Source organism: Neorhizobium sp. PAMB6630, from assembly GCF_058242775.1.
In genome coordinates this window covers 1,338,943-1,357,204 of the sequence record NZ_JBZAYV010000002.1, presented here as the reverse complement: position 1 = coordinate 1,357,204, position 18,262 = coordinate 1,338,943, and the positions used below count along the sequence as shown (strand labels likewise).

The following is an 18,262-nucleotide window of genomic DNA, read 5'->3' as shown; positions in this document are numbered from 1 at the left end:
TGTCGAACTTTTTTCTCAGTCTTGTGCCTGGCGGACCGTTTCTGAGGGAAGTTCGCCGAACATGTCGCGGTAATAGCCTGCAAACCGGCTGAGATGCCAGAAACCCCAGTGGGCGGCGATATCACCGATTGAGGGGACACGACCGGCGTCTCGAGCCGAAAAGAGTTCGCGACGCACCAGGTTCAGCCGCTCGGCCTTGACGAATTCCGTTGCGCCAATACCGACGGACAGATTGAAGCAGGTCTGCAGATGCCGGCGGCTGATGCCAAGTTGCGCTGCGACATCGGCAACCGTTACCTGTTCGCTGGCCGTGGACATGAGCATCATCCGGGCGCGATCGATCAACTGCTTGCGGCTGCTGTCTGCCACCGGCTCCAGCTTCCGCGCCGATGTGAATGCGAGCAAAAGCTTGTCGAGGATCGCATTTTGCGTTGAAGCGCGCCCGGGATCTGTTTGACTGTCGCCTGCCAAGAGAGGTGTAAACATCTGGTCGAGCCGAATGCTGTGATCATGCCACAGCGCAATCGAATGGTGCTGCTGGAGATAGCTGGCGAGCTGTTCAAACCCGCGCGTCGCGATCTGCTCGATCAGCCATCGCCGGTCGACGGTCAGGTAGAGGAGATCGAAGGCGCGCGGTGTGAGGATTTCCGGAAGCCGCTGCCCGTCCATGAGAATGCTGACCCGTGGCGCCATTTCGTGACCGAAGAGCCAGCCCGTGCCGTCGGCCTGGACGGCAATGCTGAGCACCAGCACGCCCGGCGGGCCGCTGCCGCGCTTCAGAAGCGTCTTGTCGGTCGTCTCCCTCAGCATCTGAATGGCGCCGAACCTTTGCATGGTCAGCGAATAATTGATCTTGCCGGGCGACATCTGGAGCGTTTCCAGCTGCCAGTCCTTCATCATGCGCGCGGCCGCATCGAGGGAATGAACGGTTGTCGCACCAGCCTGGCCGAGGCCTGGATGTCCGACAACCTGCGCGTCGCCTGCATTCACGAATGCCTCCACTTGACGAGGAAGGGAACAGCTTGGGCTTTATAAGAGCATCGGCAAGGATCTTGCACGGGGTTTGGCTGTCTGCCGGCGCATTCCGTGCGTGCGGTCGAAGAATGGCCGGTGCCGCCATACACGACACCTTGATTATGTGAGAGGAAGCCCGTGGCCTTGCCACGCGCTTCCAGGCTTCCGGGCGTCGCCTCAGCGGCAGCAACCGCTCTTCGTTTCCGGTTTGGCAGCGCAGCAATCTGCCTCGCGATTGTCCTTGCTGTGGCCGTTTCTGTCGGCCGGCAGGTCCATGGCGATGTTGGCTGCAAAGAAGCCGTTCGGCTTCAGCGTGAAGCCCGCATATTCAACCGGCATGATCGGAAAATCCTCCGGCTTGCAGACATGGGTGTGACCGAAGGAATGCCAGAGGACGATGTCGGCATTTTCGATAGTGCGGTTCTGGGCCACATATTTCGGCAGGCCGTCACCGCCGGCATGGACGTTCGGATAGTCGCCGGAGGCGTATTTTTCCGCCGGGTCGAAGGCCGTCACCCAGATGTGCTTCTTGGCAAAACCGCCACGCTGGGCAACGGTCGAGCCTTCCTGCGCCAGCATCAGCGGGCTCGGCATCACCACCATCTTGTAGCCCGGTGCCTTGCCGACGGAATTTTGCACATTCGGGTTCTGCACCTTCCAGTAGCGCCCGGTCTCGCCATTGGCCACGGCGGGTGAATCCAGCTCGCGCTTCAACACCTTGGTCTTGGTGTCGAAGACATTGCCATAGGGGTTGTCATCACCCCATGGGCGGGGAGCGAATTCATGCTCGGTGACGGTATTGCCGCCGCCATCGACATCCATGTGCAGGCGGGCGTTGAAGAAATGCTGGTGGGTCGGGCCGCCGAGATTGTCATCGACCATGCCGCCCCAGGCATAGGTTTCGCCCGGTGCCACGGCTGCCGTCTGGATGATGCCGGTGAGCTTGGCTTCGAGCTGGATCGTGCCGTCCTGATAGAGATACCAGTAAAAGCCGTAGTCGTAATTGCCGACCGTGGCGAAGAAGGAGATGACGAGGCGGCGGGACCGGCGGACCTCGAAGATGCCATTGCGGAATTCGTAATGCTTCCAGAGGATGCCGTAATCCTCCTCATGCATGCAGATGGCATTCTTCATCACCATCGGCTGGCCGAAATCGTCGGCCGAGGGCACGTCGAAATAGTGGATGTGGCCGAGGCAGTCGCAGCCGAGTTCGAGGCAATTGGCGAGACGCCCGAGCCCATATTCGCCGGCGTCGAAGGCGCTCTTCCAGAAGTGGTTGGCGGTCGGGTCGGCGTAAGGCACGACCATTTCCGTCACCGAGGCGCGAAAGATGATCGGGCGGATCTTGCCGCCGTCCTTGATGCCCAGTTCATGCAGAACGAGGCCTTCGCGCGGGGTAAAACCGACGCGGAAGGACCAGTTCTGCCATTCGACCTGCCAGCCATCGACGGTGAAACTCGGCCCTTCCGCCTGGACGATATCGAGCGGCTTCAAACCCTGCCGCGTCTCCGGAAAAGCCTCCTGACCGTAATTGCGCTTCTTCTTTGGCACCGGAATGATGCGACCGTCATCAACGAGATCGACCACCTGGTTCTTCACCAGATCGACCACGGCAACGACCCCTTCGATTGGGTGGGAATAGCCGTTGTCGCGCTCGTCACCACGCCAGTAGGAGACCGCACGCACGATACGCTGGCCCTTTTCAAATTCCAGGCCGAAATAACCGGATGAGAAGGGGTCGATCTGGACGAGCGGAATGTCCTCGTCGGTGATGCCGCGCTTCTTGACCGCTTCAACCCAGCGGGGATCGGATTTCACCGTCGCCTCGACGGTTTCGAATTCGCACAGCATGACCGGCGGCTGGCCATAGGGCAGTTCGTCATGGGCCAGCCGCTTGTGGTCGGCAACGGTCTTTGCCGACAGGTCAACGATGCTTTCAAACGTCGCACCGCTCGAAATGTCGAGCGAGAGGACGAAGGCCAAACGCGCCAGCGGCTGGCCGGCCCGAAATGCCGCGAGATCCGCCTTGGTCGGCTCTTCCAGCCGGATGATCGGGAAGCGGATGGTGTCAGTCAGCGCCTTCTCTTGCCGGAGGATGGCAATGGCTTGCGCGATCTCGGAAAGGCTCAAGGGATCGAGCGGGTGGAAAATGGTGTCGACGACGGCGTCCATGGAACGGTCCTTTGGCAATCAGGCGGGAGGAGAGGGTGGCGCTCATCACGCGCCACCCGGAAATGTCAGCCGCGGCTGGCGCAGATCTCGGTATCGACGACAGGCATGCCGTGGATGCAGAAGAGGGTGCAGAAGGCGTGTGCCTCGCCGGCGAGCAGGAGCGTCGATACGGTGAGGGCGACGAGCACGGCCTTGAGCAACCGGTCCGTCGGGCGAAAAGTCGAGAGCGCAGTCATTCGAAGGCCTTTCCGAGAGAAGCGTAGAGGGCAGGTTTTGCCTTCCTGATCTTGATGGCGAAGGCTGCCCCCAAGAGGCCGACCAGCACGATCAGAGTGGGGAAGGCTTTGACAACAAGGCTTTCGGACCCCGACAGCAGCGACAGGTTGTTGATGACCAATCCAAGGGCGCCAAGGAGGCCGATCAGCCCGAGTGACGGGGCGATCACCGTGGTCCAGAGACTGTAGCCGGTCTTCACCTTGCGGAAGAAGAGAAGGATAGCGACCGAAACCAGGGCCTGCACGGCAAGGATGCCGATGACAGCGAGGGCCGACATCCAGGAGAAAACGACCGTATAGGGATCGGCGCCGGCGAGGATGAAGAGGACGAGAACGAGCGCGGCAATCGCGCTCTGCAGCATGCCGGCGACATAGGGCGAGCCATGCATCGGATGCACCTTGCCGAGCAGCTTGAAGGCCAGGCCTTCGCGGCCCAGCGCAAAGAAATAGCGGTTCAGCGTGTTGTGGAAGGAGAGGATGCAGGCAAACAGGCTGGTGATCAGAAGGATGTTCATCACCTGCGAGGCCCAGGTACCGAGCACGCTGTCGGTCGCGGCGAAGTAGAAGCTCTCCAGACCGGCTGCTGCCGTCGGCTGCACGGCGGCCGGGCCGTAGAACTGGACTATTGCCCAGGTGGAGAAGGCATAAAAAACCGTGATCAGGAGCACGGCCAGATATGTGGCGCGCGGGATTGTCTTTTCCGGGTTCTCGGCTTCTTCGCCGAAGATCGCGGTTGCCTCGAAGCCGATATAGGAACCGACGACAAAGACCAGCGCCACGCCGAGGCCGGGCGCAAAGACGGTGGCTGGCGAAAACGAGGTGAAGCCGAACCCTTCCGGTCCGCCGCCGGCCACCACGATGCCGATGTCGAGCAGCAGCAGGATGGCGATCTCGGCGATCATGCAGACACCGAGGATGGCGCCGGAAAAGGCGATGTTGCGCTGGCCGCAGGCATGCACGATGACGAGCGCGGCAAAGGACCAGACCCACCAGGGCAGATCGGCGACCGGCGTCATGGCACCGGTCATGAAGACGCCGAAGAGCCCATAGACGGCGATCTGCACGGCGAAATAGGTGACGAGCGCCATCAAGGCGCCGCCGACACCGGCCGGCTTGCCGAGGCCCTGGGTGATATAGGTGTAAAAGGCGCCGGCGCCGCCGACATGGCGGCTCATGGCCGTGAAGCCAACCGAAAACAGCAGGTAAAGAATGCCGGCGAGCACGAAGGCACCCGGCACACCGGCGCCGTTGCCGAAGGCAAAGGCCGCCGGTGTCGCACCGACCACGGCGGTTAGCGGAGCGGCTGCGGCCACGACGAAAAAGACGATATGGGCAAGGCCAACGGAATTCTTCGCAAGGCGGTCGGGCGGACCATCCGCAATGGATTGTACTGTCATGGGAACCCCTCTTGTGCTTGATTTTGATCAAGAGGGTAGGTGCGGGTTTCTGGCACCGGAATTGCTAGTTATGCCAATGAATCGATAATTTGCGCCAGCAATGGCCTTCGGGGCGCTGAAAATGGCATATGCACCGCAATTGACCAGCCGAATGCCTGCAATTGCATCCATTCGCGCCTCTGTTCTTGCCCCGCTTGTCGAACAAATCGACAGGCGCAGCGGCAAGACCGACCTTTTACTTGCCGCGCACGGACTTCTGCGCAGCCAGCTCGACGATCCCTATGCGATGATCCCCATGGCGCGTTACATCGAGATCTTCGAACACGCCGCGCTGATCACCGAGGAACCATCGCTCGGGGCACGGCTGGGAACCCTGTTCAAACCGAGCGATATCGGGCCGATCGGCATCCTGTTTTCAATTTCCGGCACAATCCGGGCGGGCTTCGAGCGGCTGGCCAAATATGTCAATGCCGTGCAGAGCGCGACCAGTTCCGGCGTGTTCGAGGAGAACGGCAATCTCGTCTGGAGCTACAGGCTCGAGGATGACCGGATGTGGCCGAGGCGGCAGGACAGCGAGTTTTCCGTTGCCGCCTCCTGCCAGCTGGTGCGCTCGTGTTTTACCAAAAGCTGGAAGCCGCTCGAAGTCCATTTCGAGCATCTTGCGCCCCGCGATCGTTCGCTTCTTGAGCGCATCTTCCGCTGTCCCTTGAAGTTCGGAGAGTCTGCCAACCGCATTATCGTTGCCGGCAGCAACGCATCCCGCCTCTATCGCCACGAAGACCCTGCGCTGTCGGCCGTGATCGAACGGCATGTGGTCGAACTTATGAGCAATACGCCGCCTCCCACCAGCACCCGTGAGCGGGTCTGCGCCCTGATCGGCATCTATCTCGGGCACAAGCCGATCACGTTGCCAGCCATTGCGGCAGAGTTCGGCATCTCAGTGCGCACCTTGCAACGACGTCTGTCTGAGGAGGGCACATCGCTTCGCGACCTTGTCCGCGATGTGCGCCAGTCCATCGCGTCCACCCAGATCGAAGCCCATGTGCAGAAGGCCCGCATTGCCGAAGTGCTGGGCTATGCGGATTCCACCGTGCTCTGGCGCGCCCGCCGGGGATGGAGCAACCACGAAGGTTAGCAGCATCGCTCTTCGGCCGAGGACGCGCTGCTCTTGTTGCCGCCTTGGCCGCCGGTCAGCCACCTGGTGATCAAGACAGCAATGGGCGTCTATAGAAGTCTACAGAATATCGCGGCTTTTCCGGATGTGTTTCACGCCGCTTATCACGTTGGTCGCGGATCACCGTCTTGGCGCCCTTGGCATCTTTCACCAGTACAAGTTCGAAAAGCAGCTTGTGATCGCCGGCCACAGCTGTCCACGAACACTTTCAGCCAGCACGTGATAGCGCAGGAACCGGTCGAAGACCGGGGACAGGCTGGCCATCCGCGTTGCGGAATTACAGGTCGAAACGACAGCTGTGCTCACATCTTCTCCTCGGCAATTTGCATCGCCGCTACCGCCACCTTCTGGCTCTGATCAAGTGGGTCTGAGTTGGCTTTCGATCAAGATCCATCGCACGCTTGGCCCGTCCACGAGGCGCCCGTAGCCTCCAAGGACAGCCTCCCGACGGGGGCCGTCGGGCGCGTTTATTATTGCGAATTTTGAAATGAAATCCCCAATATTAATGCAGTTGTTGTTTCCCCGTTTCACCCGCAATATCTCCCCATCAGACGAACACACGGATCGCCTGACAGCTAAAAACCGAGACAGCGGGTTACGCACATGATCGAGAACAGCTTTTCCATCACCCGTCGCAGCGTCCTGCTCTCCGGAGCTGCAGCGACCGCTACAGCAGTATTTCCCACCACTTTTTCTCGTGCAGCAACAGCTGCCGCCAACCCCGATGAAGGAACCAGGACAATGAGCACGATCACAACCAAGGACGGCGTCGAAATCTTCTACAAGGACTGGGGCTCGAAGGATGCTCAGCCCATCATGTTCCATCACGGCTGGCCGCTCTCTTCGGACGACTGGGATGCGCAGATGCTGTTCTTCGTCTCGAAGGGCTACCGCGTCATCGCCCATGACCGCCGTGGTCACGGCCGCTCTGCCCAGGTTGCGGACGGTCATGACATGGACCATTACGCTGCTGATGCCTTCGCCGTTGTCGAGGCACTCGATCTGAAGAACGTCGTGCATATCGGGCATTCGACCGGTGGTGGCGAAGTGGCCCGTTACGTTGCCAAGCACGGTCAGCCGGCCGGACGTGTTGCCAAAGCTGTCCTCGTTGCAGCCGTGCCGCCGCTGATGCTGAAGACGGCATCCAATCCCGGTGGCCTGCCGATGGAGGTTTTTGATGGCATCCGCCAGGGCGTTGCCGAGAACCGCGCGCAGTTGTTCATCGATTTCCCGGCAGGACCGTTTTATGGATTTAATCGCCCCGATGCGAAGGTCTATCCCGGCGTCATCCAGAATTGGTGGCGGCAGGGCATGATGGGCAGCGCCAAGGCCCATTACGATGGCATCAAGGCATTTTCCGAAACAGATCAGACGGAAGATCTGAAGGCGATCACCGTTCCTGTTCTGGTCATGCATGGCGATGACGATCAGGTTGTGCCGATCGACAACGCCGGCAAGCTTTCCGTCAAGCTTGTCAAGAACGGCACGCTGAAGGTCTATCCCGGTTACCCGCACGGCATGCTGACAACGCATGCAGATGTTTTGAACGCAGACCTGCTAGCCTTCATTCAAAGCTAAACCTCCCAAGGGCCAAGGCCGCGACAGGTGACTGTCGCGGCCATACTCTTTGATCCTTGCTTCAACTTTTGAGACGATGATGCAGCTGACTTCCGAACTTGTTGCCCTGACGATCAGGGACATCCGTGATGATGGGCCGGAGCCGGGCTGGACGCCTCTTTCCGACCCGGAGCTGGATGCGCTCGTTGAGCAGATCGAAGGCGAAGCGGGTAACGATCCCCTGCTGATCTTTGCCTATGGTTCGCTGATCTGGAATCCGGAGTTTGAACCGGTCGACCGGCAACGGGGCACGGCTTATGGCTGGCACAGATCGTTCTCCCTCAAGATCGAGCGGTGGCGGGCAACCAGCGACGCGCCGGGCCTGATGCTGGCGCTGGAGCGGGGCGGTCAGTGCGATGGCATCGTGTTCGAGCTTTCGCCCGAGCGGCGGCGTCAGGATCTCCGTGCGCTTGTCGCGCGGGAAATCAGGTATCGCGAGGTCAGGGACATGGTGCGGTGGCTGTCTGTGCGAACCGCACACGGCACGCGCAGGGCGCTGACATTCTGGGCAAGTACGAGGCGGCTCGGGCTGACCCGTCCTTTGCCCGCCGAGGAGGCATCCGCGCTGATCGCAGCGGCATGCGGGCAGGGAGGCTCCTGCGCCGAGTATCTTCATAACACTATTGTCGATCTTCAGGCGGAAGGCATCCGCGACCGCAACCTGTGGCATCTGCAAGCCCTGGTCGCCGCAGACATCATCGCGCGCAAAAATGCGTAAGATCAGCCCTTGCGGGGTCTTTGCCGATGGCTTTTACCTTCGCCAGCATCGGCGTGCTTCGAACGCCGACGCCGACCTGCAGAGCAAGGTGCTGGCCTACCAGGATGGCCCTGAGAAGCCTGTTGTCCGCCACTTCCTGACGATCAATCGGCCAGGCGCGGCGTAAACAAATCAAAACTCTGCCACTTTGCCCCATGCGGATTGTGAGAAGCGGTTGGGATGATACGGGCGCGGATCGACCAGCGGGTCCGCTCCCGTGACGATATCGGCGATCAGATGGCCAGCACCGGGGCCAATGCCAAAACCGTGGCCACTGAACCCGGCGGCCAGGATGAAGCCGGGAACGGAGGGTGTCTCCCCGATAGCGGGCACACCGTCAGGGGTGGAATCGATATAGCCGGCCCAGCTTGCGGCGATGCGGCGCCCCTTCAGGGCCGGCAGCAGGTCTGTGGCGCGCTCATAGGTCAGCCGGATCGTGCCGTGATCGACGGCCGGATCGAGGATCCGCATGTGTTCCATCGGGGTCGGACGGTCGAGCCGCCAGCGCGAACGGCTCTCATGGCCGCTGCGCATGCCCTCAAGGCCGCCCGGCGAGAGGGAACGCCAGCGGCGCAGGAACATCGGCAGGAATTGTGGTGCAAAGCGGATCTGTTGTGGCGTCAGGTCCACCCGGCCACGGCCGCTGATGGCAAGCGTATGTCCACCGTCGCCCCGCCGGGTCACCGAGACGTCGGCGGTATGGAGCGCATCGGGAAGTGCTGCGTCACCCGCAGCGACAGAGAGAATCGACGACCGGATAGACGCCTGGGGAAACCGGATGCCGAGTTGGCGGCAGAAGGAGGACGCCCAGGCACCGCCGGAGAGAATTGCGGTTCCGGTGCGGATCGTACCATGCTCGGTGACAACGGCTGAAAGCCGGCCGCCTTGGGTCTCGATCCCGCGGGCTGCGCAGTTTTGAAGCACCGTTCCGCCGAGCTTGATGATGGCGCGCGCGACGGCCGGTGCGGCGCGCGACGGATCGGCTGTGCCGTCACTTGGCGAAAATACGCCGCCTTGCCAGGCGCGCCCGGTCGCCATCCCTCGTTCCGTGGCAGAGACGCTGTCCAACATATGGGTGGTGACGCCGACGGTGCGGGCGAAGTCCCGCCACTTCGACCAACCGGCCAGTTCTTCCTCATTATTGCTCAGATAAAGGAGCCCGCAGCGGCGAAATCCGGTGTCTTCCCCGCTGTCCTGGCCGAATTGTTCCCAGAGGTCGAGGCTTTTCGTTGCCAGGGGCAGTTCGCGCGCATCGCGGTTCTGCTGGCGGCACCAGCCCCAATTGCGGCTCGACTGTTCGGCGCCGACACGGCCCTTTTCCAGCAGGACGACCTTCATCCCTCTTCTTGCGAGATAATAGGCGGCAAAGACGCCGACAATGCCCGCTCCGATGATAACGGCATCGGCCGAGCGGGGCAGTTCATCTGGGCTTTCCACAAGCATAAGCGGCGCTGGCATGGCTGTCGGTCTCCTTGTCGCGCCACAAGCATACCGTCTCGTCCCTTCCAAGGATGCCGCATGTTCCCGTTGCGCAGCAGAAGATTCCGTAGCGGCGCATCAATGCCGATGATCGTGCGGCAAGCCTCTGGGCAGAATGGAATCGACAAGCTTGCCCATAGTGTTAAGCTCGTTCGAGAATTTCTGCAGCATATAATTCCGCAGCCTTTTCGGCGCCTATCGGAGACGAGCGTAGATGAAACTCGACAGGATCGACATCAAGATTCTCTATGAGCTGCAGAAAAATGGCCGCATCACCAATGTCGAGCTTGCCGACCTGGTCAACCTGTCGCCCAGTCCATGCCTGATGCGCGTCAAGAAGCTTCAGCAGGAAGGTTATATCGTCGGCTATTCCGCGCAGATCAATATTGGCAAGCTCGGTCAGACGCTGACGGTCTTTACCGAAATCACCCTGAAGAACCACCGCCAGATCGATTTTGCGCGGTTCCTCTCCGTTGTGGAGAAGATCGATCAGGTGATCGAATGCCATCTCGTGTCGGGCGGATACGACTATCTCATCAAGTTCGTCACCGCCGGCATCGGCGAATATCAGGGGATCATGGAACGGCTGACCGACATGGATATCGGTATCGACAAATACTTTAGCTTCGTCGTGCTGAAGTCGCCGATCGTCAAGGCGCATATGCCCTTGACCAGCCTGTTCCCGCTATAGGGTCTTTCGGCTCGATCTACAGAGTGCAGACGGCCGCAAATGGCCGCCCGCGTCAGGTGTGGCCATATGTCCTGACCAGTTCCGGATCAAGTTCGAGCGCATCCAGCCAGGCCGGATCGAGTTTCGGAACCGAAGAAAACAGCAGTTTCGAATAGGGATGCTGCGGTGCCTTGAGCTGTGCCGGTGTGATCTCCTCGACCTTTCGGCCTCCATACATCACGACGATCTCGTCGCAGATTGCTTCGACCACCGACAGATCGTGGCTGATGAAGATATAGGACAGCGAAAGCTCGCGCTGCAGCTCCTTCAGAAGACTGATGATGGCTGCAGCTACCACCGTGTCGAGAGCTGACGTGATTTCGTCGCAAATGATCAGCTTCGGTTCAGCGGCAAGCGCGCGCGCAAAATTGACGCGTTGTTTCTGACCACCTGAAAGCTCCTGTGGCCGCCGGTGGCGAAGCGATTTCGGCAGATGCACCATATCGAGCAACTGGTCGATGCGGGTGTCTTTCTGTTTGCCCTTGAGGCCGTGGTAAAATTGCAGCGGCCGGCCGAGGATCTCTTCTATCGACTTTTCCGGATTAAGCGCCGTGTCGGCATATTGGAAAACGATCTGCATTTCGCGCAATTGCTCGCGACTGCGTTGCCGTACAGTGCCTGCAAGCTCTCGGTTGTCGAAAAGGAGATTGCCGGAATACGCAGGCAGGATCCCAGCAATCGTCCGGGCAAGCGTTGATTTCCCGCAACCGGATTCACCGATGATACCGAGATTGCGGCCCTTTTTGACTGTCAGGCTGACGTCCTTTACGGCCTGAACGAGCGGTAGTCCGTCCACCTGGATCGGGCCGTAGCCGGAAACAAGATCACTGACCTCGAGAAGGACTTTTCTGTCTTCCACCCCAATCTCATGGTCACGCGGCTTGGGTTCAAAGGCCGCCAACAGCTCACGTGTGTACGGATGCTGGGCGCGCGACAAGATATCAGCCGTTGTGCCGGCTTCCTGTACTTTACCATTGCGCAGGACGACGATGCGGTCGGCAATCTGCGCGACGACGGCAAGATCGTGCGACACGTAAACACCCGAAATGCCGCCCGCCTTCATCACCGACTTGAAGGCCCGCAGCACCTCGATCTGGGTGGTGACATCGAGGGCGGTTGTCGGCTCGTCGAAGATGACAAGCTTCGGGTCGCCGATAAGCGCCATCGCGGCCGATAGGCGCTGGAGCTGGCCACCGGACACCTGGTGGGGGTAGCGGCTGCCGATCGTTTCTGGATTGGGCAGCGAGAGCGCGCGAAACAGGTCGATGGCTTTGTGTCGCGCTTCATCGACCGGCATCAGATGATGGATGCGGGTGACTTCGATCACCTGGTCGATGATGCGTTTGGCGGGATTGAAAGCGGCGGCTGCCGACTGCGGCACATAGGCGACCTGGGTGCCCCGGATGCCGGCGCGTTCACGTTCGCTCAGCGTCACCATGTCCTTGCCGGCGATCCGGACCTGGCCGCCGCAAATGCGGCAACCCGAGCGGGTATAGCCCATGAGCGTCAAGGCGATGGTGGTCTTGCCCGATCCGCTTTCGCCAATCAGCGCAACGATTTCCCCGGGCGCGATATCCAGGCTTACGCCGTTGATAATGTCGACGCGACGGCCGGAATCGGTGGTGGCCTCGACTTTCAGATCACGGATTTCGACGAGATTTTCCATTCAGGCGCTCCGGTCGCGGATTTTTTGCGGCAGGTTGTCGATCAGGAGGTTCACGCTGATGGTCAGGCTGGCGATTGCCAGAGAGGGAACTATGACGGCAGGGGCGCCGAATGGCAGGCCGCCGACATTTTCATGCACAAGCGCGCCCCAGTCTGCATAAGGCGGTTGTACGCCGAGACCGAGAAAGGACAGTCCGGACAGCAGCAGCACGATGAAGACGAAGCGAAGACCGAGATCCGCAAGCACGGGCCCGATGATGTTCGGCAGGATTTCCGAGCCGATGATGTAGACCAGCCCTTCGCCGCGGGTGCGCGCGACGGTGATATAGTCCATGGTGTTGATGTTGACGGCGAGCGCACGGGCAAATCGATAGGCGCCGGGCGTGTAGATGACGGCAAGCGTGACGATCAAAACGGTAATGGATGAGCCGACCGCTGCAACAACAACCAGGCCTGACAGCTTGCCTGGGATGGAGTTCAGGGCATCGAGAAACCGGCTCACTGCCGCATCGAACCATCCGCCCACCACGGCCGCAGTCATGCCCAGCACGACGCCTGAAAAGCAGGCGATCGAGACGGCGGCAAGCGATATGCCGACGGTATAACGGGCGCCCATGAGGATCCGGGACAGCATGTCACGGCCCAGATAGTCCGAACCCAGCCAGAACCTGCTGCTGATGGCACCGAAATAGTCCTCGTCAACGATTTCGCCAACCGGGTGGGGAATGATATGTGGCGCAATCAGCGCCATGATCCCCCAGAAAAGCATGATCGACAGGCCGATCATGCCGACCCAGCTGAACCGGTAACCGAACTTTTGTGCAAGGGTGACGGATGGGGTCATGATCAACGCAGCCTCGGGTTGGCCAGGATGGCAATGATGTCTGCAAGCGTGATCAGGCTGAGATAGCCGACACAGAAAATCATCGCGCAGGTCTGGATGAGCGGCAGGTCACGGGTGGCCACCCCGTCGACCATCAGCTTGGCAATGCCTGGATAATTGAAGATGGTCTCAACGATGATCACGCCGCCGACAAGATAAGACAGCGAAAGAGCAACCGCATTGACGATCGGTCCAACCGCATTTGGCAAGGCGTGACGCAGCACCATACGGGGGCGGGAGGCGCCCTTCAGAAGCGCAGTTTCCACATAGGGTGTATTGATTGTATCGATGACGGCAGCGCGGGTCATGCGGATCATCTGTGCCGCGACAACGAATGTCAGGCTGATCACCGGCATGGCGAAGACTTTCAGCATTTGGCCGACCGACGTCACATCATTGGCGAAAGATAGCGCCGGAAGCCATTTCAGATAGACCGAGAACACCAGCACCGCCGAGGTGGCAACCATGAATTCCGGGATCGAGATGATGCCGATCGTCAGGATGGTGACAGCGCGGTCATAGAGCGAACCGCGAAACATCGCCGCCGTGATGCCAAGCGTCAGCGCCAGCGGTACGGAGAACAAGGCGGTGATGCCGGCAAGCCTCATCGTGTTGACAAAACGGCCGCCAATCAGGTCGGCAACTGCGACATTGTTGACGTAGGAAGTGCCGAGATCACCACGGAACAACCCGAAAAGCCAGCGCAGGAAGCGCAGGTAGGCGGGGTCATCGAGGTGCATGGCACTGCGCAGCCCGGCAACAGCTTCGGGTGTTGCTGCTTGGCCGAGCAGAATGGTTGCCGTATCGCCCGGCAACATGGCTGTGGCAAAGAAGACTGCAAATGACACGATCAGCAGTGTCAGGGCAGCGATCAGCAGTCGAACCGTAATGAGGTTGAGGACATACGTGCTCAAGAATGGGCCCCCTGCTGGATAGAGTTTTAACATGGCGGACAATGCCGCGGGGCGAAAGTCCGGCGGATGGTGATTTGTCGGCCAAATACCGATCCGCTATGGACGAAGGAGACAAGGCGCCGTCGGGGCACCTTGCCATCCCGTTGCGTGTCAGGCGTCCAGCCAGACATATTCGGCAAAGGCATAACCCATCTGGCCACCCAGCGGGTTGGCTTCCAGGCCTTTCAACTTTGCCGAAAGCGCGTCGACGTTGGACAGGAAGACGGGGATCACAGTGCCGGCTTGCTCGGAAATCATCACCTGCATTTCGTCATAGATCGCCTTGCGCTTTGCCTGATCGAGAAGGCCACGCGCCTCTACCAGCATTGCGTCGAATTTCGTCGACTTGAACTGGCTCTCGTTCCATGGCGCATCGGACGAATAGAGTAGCGAAAACAGGATATCCGGCGTCGGGCGGGGGTTGATATTGCCGAAATGCACGGGCGCCTTCAGCCAGTAGTTCGACCAATAGCCGTCGGATGGCACGCGCTGCACGTCAAGTTTCATGCCTATGTCTGCGCCCGCCTGTTGAACCAGTGTGGCCATGTCGACAGAAGCGGTTGCCGCATCGGACGCGACGACTGGGATCGACTGGCCGATCAGTCCGGCCTTCTGGAAATGGAACTTTGCCTTTTCCGGATCATAGGCCTTCGGTTTCAGGTCGGCATTGTAGTAGATGCTTGCTGGCGATATCGGCTGGTCATTGGCAAGTTCAGCAAGGCCGCGCATGACCGATTTCTGGATCTGCTCGCGATTGACCAGGTTCTTCATGCCGGCCACGAAATCGGCCTTGTTGCCCGGCTCCATGTCGAGACGCATGTTGAGGTTGGTATAGTTGCCGGACGTGGTCTGCGACAGCGCAAAACCGGGCTGGCTTTCCACCAGCTTCATCGAGCGCGGCTTGATGGATGCTGCCAGATGAATGTCTCCCGAAAGGAGCGCATTGACGCGGGCATTGTCATCGCTGATGGCGAAATATTCAAATGAATCGAGATATGGGCCCTGGGATTTGAAGTAGTGAGGGTTCTTGACTGCAACGGACTTGACGCCCGGCTGGAAGCTTTCAAGCTTGAAGGCACCGGTGCCAATGCCCTTGGAAAAGTCCGTCGTACCATCCTGAACGATCATGAAATGGTGCATCGCCAGGATTGTCGGCAAGTCGGCATTGGGGTTGGCCAGGGTGATCTCGACGGTCAGCGGGTCGACAGCCTTGACGCTGGTGATCTGCTTGGCGATCGAGTTGACCTTGGAGCCGACGTCGGGATTCAGGTGTCTCATCAGCGAGAACACGACGTCTTGCGACGACAATGTCTTGCCGTCATGGAAGGTGACGCCCGAGCGCAGCTTGACCGTCCAGACCTTGGCGTCCGCGCTTTCGACGCTCTCGGCCAGCTCCATCTGGGTCACGCCGCCTTTATCGAGGAAAGTCAGGCGATTGTAGAGTGCGCAGCAGCGCACGTAGTCGGTCGAGAGAGACGCCTTTGCCGGATCGAGCGTGTCGGCCGTCGATGCCGACCAGCCCGCAGCCTTCAAGTGTCCACCGGATGTCGGCGTGGCGGCGAGGGTGCTGGTCGCACGTCCGAGGATAGCGCCGCCGGCGGTCAGCGCCACGCCGCCGGCCAGCAGCATGTGGAGAAGCTCGCGGCGCGTGGCGCCGCGGCGAATGGCATTTTCAACCATCGTGTCGTCTGATGGGGTCCAATTGAGAGTTCTATCGGTCATGTCATTCCCCTTTTTTGTGGTCTGGTTATCGCGCCGCCCGTCTTGAAGCAGGCTTGGCTCGTCTTTGTGATAATGGTCGGTCAGCTCCGTGCGGCAGTCGCGGCATCGGCAAGGCCGGCCATTGAGGTGAAGTGGTAGTCCGGCTTGGTGAACTGCGCCGGTTCGATCGTTCCGCCATACCCCTTTTGGGCGTGGCGCCGTTCGATCCAGCAATTGGTCATGCCGAGGTCACGCGAGACGCCGATGTCGTGGTACTGGCTCTGGGCGACGTGCAGGATATCGTCCTTGCTGGCCCCTTCACCGGAAACGAAATCGAAGACGTGATGAAAGAAGGCCGGATCGGGCTTTTCGGTGCCGGTATCGTCGGCGGTGAACGCGGCATGGAAGGGATTGCCGAGTTCTGCCGAAAAGTGCTCAAATGCCCAGCGGCGGGCATTGGTCATGGCGATCAGCCGGTAGTCGCGGGCAAGCCGCGCCATGGCCTCGGCACTGTCTGGAAAGGCTTTCCACTTTTTTGCGGAATCGCGCAGACGCTCGCCATGGGCCGTATCAGCCGGCAGGCCGAGCTTCGGTGCGATGGCCAGGTAAACGCGCACCAGATCGTCCGGAAACAGATCGGCATCTTCGGCATAACGGGCAGACCGGTAGAGGCTCAGTGCTTCTTCGTCGTCAATCGTCACGCCCGCTTCCGCCGCCATCTCATTGAGGCAGGAGGTCAGCCCGCCTTCGAAATCGATCAGCGTTCCGACGACGTCGAAACTCATGTATTTGAATTCTGGCAGCGACTTGCTCAAGTTCAGATCCCCAGTTTCGGACGCTTGAATGCGCCATCTCGGCATGCACGACGAAAGATTATGCTGTTCCCGGTCCCGAACGTTGCCGGGCTTGTGTCAAGGCCCTGAAATCAAGGGGGCTGGGCCTTTGTATTGCTGAGAGCTTGCCACGTTGACCGTATTGTTTGCGCCGAATCGAGGCCACGGCACGGCACAAAATTCTAAAATGCAGGGCGCCGCGATATTTCGGGACAAACTGCCAAGCCCCCATCAGTCCTTCAACGCCCGGCGGACATCCGGATCCTCAAGCGTCTGGTCGAGGGTCTCGACGGTCCGCTCGAGAATGGCGTCGATATCATCATCGGTGCAGCACAGCGGCGGGGCATAACCCAGCACGCCATTGGCGAAAGCACGGATGATAAGCCCGTTGTTCCAGGCCCGGTCGAAGATGCGGCGTGCCGGCTGGGCTTCGACGGGCAGGGGCGCCTTCGTCTTCTTGTCGCAAACCAGTTCGATGGCTGCCAGCATGCCCCGGCCGCGCACGTCGCCAACCAGAGGGTGATCGCGCAGTGCCTCAAGACCGGCCATCAGCCGCGCACCGGCCTTTACGCCATTTTCCAGCAGGCCGTTTTCGTAAAGCCGGAGAACTTCGAGGCCAACGGCGGCGCTCACCGGATGCGCCGAATACGTATAGCCGTGGCCGACTGCCGATGCGCCGGCGCCATCTGCAATCACCTGATAGACATGGTCGGCCATGAACACGGCACCCATTGGCACATAACCGGAGGTCAGGCCCTTGGCCGTCGTCATGAAATCGGGAACGATTTCGTCCTCCGAACAGGCAAACAGCGGACCAGTACGGCCAAAACCGGTGATCACTTCGTCGGCGACAAAAAGAATATCGAGTTCGCGGCAGAGATCCCGCATGGCCTTGAGCCATCCCTTCGGGGGAACGATGACACCGCCAGACCCCTGGATCGGCTCGGCATAAAACGCTGCGACCCGGTCCTGGCCGATGGCCTCGACCTTGGCGCGCAGGGCTGCAAGCGACGCCTCGATAATCGTCTGTGCATCCTCGCCCACGGGATTGCGATAGGGATAGGGGGATGGAATTTTATGCTGCCAATCGAACGGAATACCGAACCCGGCATGAAAATTCGGAAGGGCCGTCAATCCCGCGCCGACCGTGGAGGAGCCGTGATATCCCTGTTCGATGGAAATAAACTGGTCGCGTTGGGGTTGGCGCTTGGCAATCCAGTAATAACGGATGAATCGGATCGTGCTGTCGATGGCGTCCGAGCCGCCAAGGGTAAAGTAGATATGGTTGAGGTCGCCGGGCGCGCGGTCGGCAAGTTCTGAAGCAAGACGGATCGCCGGTTCGCTGCCGAGGCCGAAATAAGCCGTCGCATAAGGCAGTTCCCGCATTTGGCGCGCTGCCGCTTCGACGATCGATTCATGTCCGTAGCCAGCGTTCACACACCACAGGCCGGCGAAGCCGTCGACGAGTTGCTGACCGGATGCATCGGTCACCGTCGCACCCTTGGCGCAGGTCAGGACACGCACACCTTGCTGTTCATGTCCCCGGTAGGAGGCGACCGGATGGATGAGGTGAGCGCGGTCAAGCTCGATGAGGGAATTGTTCAACATTGTC

15 protein-coding genes and 2 pseudogenes are annotated in these 18,262 nt (G+C 60.1%); 5 read left to right on the top strand and 12 right to left on the bottom strand.

Going from position 1 to position 18,262, the window contains the following annotated elements; all coding sequences use genetic code 11:
- Nucleotides 1-15 precede the first annotated feature (15 nt).
- The 4 genes from AC4CWF_RS24930 to AC4CWF_RS24915 form a co-directional block, all read right to left on the bottom strand.
- Nucleotides 16-990: a helix-turn-helix domain-containing protein gene (locus AC4CWF_RS24930; RefSeq protein WP_491286493.1), complete on the bottom strand. Its 975-nt coding sequence runs from the start codon at nt 988-990 to the stop codon at nt 16-18.
- A 201-nt stretch (nt 991-1,191) separates the two neighbouring features.
- The gene (locus AC4CWF_RS24925; protein WP_491286491.1) at nt 1,192-3,186 is read right to left on the bottom strand and encodes a primary-amine oxidase; all 1,995 of its coding nucleotides are present in this window, start codon (nt 3,184-3,186) and stop codon (nt 1,192-1,194) included.
- A 65-nt stretch (nt 3,187-3,251) separates the two neighbouring features.
- A complete protein-coding gene (locus AC4CWF_RS24920) occupies nt 3,252-3,422 on the bottom strand; it encodes a hypothetical protein (protein WP_491286490.1) in 171 nt (56 codons plus the stop codon).
- Nucleotides 3,419-4,858, bottom strand: coding sequence for an APC family permease (locus tag AC4CWF_RS24915; RefSeq protein WP_491286488.1), 1,440 nt, complete (start codon nt 4,856-4,858; stop codon nt 3,419-3,421). Before AC4CWF_RS24915 ends, AC4CWF_RS24920 begins: the two co-directional genes overlap by 4 nt.
- A 121-nt stretch (nt 4,859-4,979) precedes the next feature.
- On the opposite strand from AC4CWF_RS24915, the gene AC4CWF_RS24910 reads away from it, so the two are divergent.
- Nucleotides 4,980-5,993, top strand: coding sequence for an AraC family transcriptional regulator (locus tag AC4CWF_RS24910; protein WP_491286487.1), 1,014 nt, complete (start codon nt 4,980-4,982; stop codon nt 5,991-5,993).
- 99 nt (nt 5,994-6,092) lie between these two features.
- Here the strand turns inward: AC4CWF_RS24910 and AC4CWF_RS24905 are convergent.
- Nucleotides 6,093-6,329 (bottom strand): annotated as a pseudogene (locus AC4CWF_RS24905) (GntR family transcriptional regulator); the annotation flags it as partial.
- A gap of 444 nt (nt 6,330-6,773) precedes the next feature.
- Here AC4CWF_RS24905 and AC4CWF_RS24900 point away from each other — a divergent pair.
- The 3 genes and pseudogenes from AC4CWF_RS24900 to AC4CWF_RS24890 form a co-directional block, all read left to right on the top strand.
- Entirely contained in the window at nt 6,774-7,610 is an 837-nt protein-coding gene (locus tag AC4CWF_RS24900) for an alpha/beta fold hydrolase (protein WP_491286486.1), read from the top strand.
- A 79-nt stretch (nt 7,611-7,689) separates the two neighbouring features.
- The gene (locus AC4CWF_RS24895) at nt 7,690-8,367 is read left to right on the top strand and encodes a gamma-glutamylcyclotransferase (RefSeq protein WP_491287805.1); all 678 of its coding nucleotides are present in this window, start codon (nt 7,690-7,692) and stop codon (nt 8,365-8,367) included.
- Nucleotides 8,368-8,401: 34 nt separating this feature from the next.
- A pseudogene (locus AC4CWF_RS24890) lies at nt 8,402-8,533 on the top strand (MFS transporter); the annotation flags it as partial.
- Nucleotides 8,534-8,538: 5 nt separating this feature from the next.
- Here AC4CWF_RS24890 and AC4CWF_RS24885 read toward each other — a convergent pair.
- Nucleotides 8,539-9,864 carry an NAD(P)/FAD-dependent oxidoreductase gene (locus AC4CWF_RS24885; protein ID WP_491286484.1) on the bottom strand — a complete coding sequence of 442 codons (1,326 nt, stop codon included), beginning with the start codon at nt 9,862-9,864 and terminating at the stop codon, nt 8,539-8,541.
- Nucleotides 9,865-10,099: 235 nt separating this feature from the next.
- Between AC4CWF_RS24885 and AC4CWF_RS24880 the strand changes: the two genes are divergently transcribed.
- Complete coding sequence (locus tag AC4CWF_RS24880; protein WP_491286483.1) at nt 10,100-10,576, top strand: Lrp/AsnC family transcriptional regulator; 477 nt, start codon at nt 10,100-10,102, stop codon at nt 10,574-10,576.
- Between the two features lie 52 nt (nt 10,577-10,628).
- Here the strand turns inward: AC4CWF_RS24880 and AC4CWF_RS24875 are convergent, their stop codons facing one another.
- From AC4CWF_RS24875 to AC4CWF_RS24850, 6 genes are all read right to left on the bottom strand, one after another.
- Nucleotides 10,629-12,281, bottom strand: a complete 1,653-nt coding sequence (locus AC4CWF_RS24875; protein ID WP_491286481.1) for an ABC transporter ATP-binding protein — start codon at nt 12,279-12,281, stop codon at nt 10,629-10,631.
- Nucleotides 12,282-13,124, bottom strand: coding sequence for an ABC transporter permease (locus tag AC4CWF_RS24870; RefSeq protein ID WP_491286479.1), 843 nt, complete (start codon nt 13,122-13,124; stop codon nt 12,282-12,284).
- A 2-nt stretch (nt 13,125-13,126) separates the two neighbouring features.
- Nucleotides 13,127-14,110: an ABC transporter permease gene (locus AC4CWF_RS24865; RefSeq protein ID WP_491286478.1), complete on the bottom strand. Its 984-nt coding sequence runs from the start codon at nt 14,108-14,110 to the stop codon at nt 13,127-13,129.
- 117 nt (nt 14,111-14,227) lie between these two features.
- Nucleotides 14,228-15,838, bottom strand: coding sequence for an ABC transporter substrate-binding protein (locus AC4CWF_RS24860; RefSeq protein ID WP_491286476.1), 1,611 nt, complete (start codon nt 15,836-15,838; stop codon nt 14,228-14,230).
- Nucleotides 15,839-15,918: 80 nt separating this feature from the next.
- Nucleotides 15,919-16,632 carry an HAD-IA family hydrolase gene (locus AC4CWF_RS24855; protein WP_491286474.1) on the bottom strand — a complete coding sequence of 238 codons (714 nt, stop codon included), beginning with the start codon at nt 16,630-16,632 and terminating at the stop codon, nt 15,919-15,921.
- Nucleotides 16,633-16,881: 249 nt separating this feature from the next.
- Nucleotides 16,882-18,258, bottom strand: coding sequence for an aspartate aminotransferase family protein (locus AC4CWF_RS24850; RefSeq protein WP_491286473.1), 1,377 nt, complete (start codon nt 18,256-18,258; stop codon nt 16,882-16,884).
- Nucleotides 18,259-18,262 lie beyond the last annotated feature (4 nt).

Excerpts from the sequence above, each read along its gene's own strand:
- AC4CWF_RS24925 (WP_491286491.1), bottom strand. The coding sequence starts at position 3,186 with ATGGACGCCGTCGTCGACACCATTTTCCACCCGCTCGATCCCTTGAGC.
- AC4CWF_RS24920 (WP_491286490.1), bottom strand. The coding sequence starts at position 3,422 with ATGACTGCGCTCTCGACTTTTCGCCCGACGGACCGGTTGCTCAAGGCC.
- AC4CWF_RS24915 (WP_491286488.1), bottom strand. The coding sequence starts at position 4,858 with ATGACAGTACAATCCATTGCGGATGGTCCGCCCGACCGCCTTGCGAAG.
- AC4CWF_RS24910 (WP_491286487.1), top strand. The coding sequence starts at position 4,980 with ATGGCATATGCACCGCAATTGACCAGCCGAATGCCTGCAATTGCATCC.
- AC4CWF_RS24900 (WP_491286486.1), top strand. The coding sequence starts at position 6,774 with ATGAGCACGATCACAACCAAGGACGGCGTCGAAATCTTCTACAAGGAC.
- AC4CWF_RS24895 (WP_491287805.1), top strand. The coding sequence starts at position 7,690 with ATGCAGCTGACTTCCGAACTTGTTGCCCTGACGATCAGGGACATCCGT.
- AC4CWF_RS24885 (WP_491286484.1), bottom strand. The coding sequence starts at position 9,864 with ATGCCAGCGCCGCTTATGCTTGTGGAAAGCCCAGATGAACTGCCCCGC.
- AC4CWF_RS24880 (WP_491286483.1), top strand. The coding sequence starts at position 10,100 with ATGAAACTCGACAGGATCGACATCAAGATTCTCTATGAGCTGCAGAAA.
- AC4CWF_RS24875 (WP_491286481.1), bottom strand. The coding sequence starts at position 12,281 with ATGGAAAATCTCGTCGAAATCCGTGATCTGAAAGTCGAGGCCACCACC.
- AC4CWF_RS24870 (WP_491286479.1), bottom strand. The coding sequence starts at position 13,124 with ATGACCCCATCCGTCACCCTTGCACAAAAGTTCGGTTACCGGTTCAGC.
- AC4CWF_RS24865 (WP_491286478.1), bottom strand. The coding sequence starts at position 14,110 with ATGTTAAAACTCTATCCAGCAGGGGGCCCATTCTTGAGCACGTATGTC.
- AC4CWF_RS24860 (WP_491286476.1), bottom strand. The coding sequence starts at position 15,838 with ATGACCGATAGAACTCTCAATTGGACCCCATCAGACGACACGATGGTT.
- AC4CWF_RS24850 (WP_491286473.1), bottom strand. The coding sequence starts at position 18,258 with ATGTTGAACAATTCCCTCATCGAGCTTGACCGCGCTCACCTCATCCAT.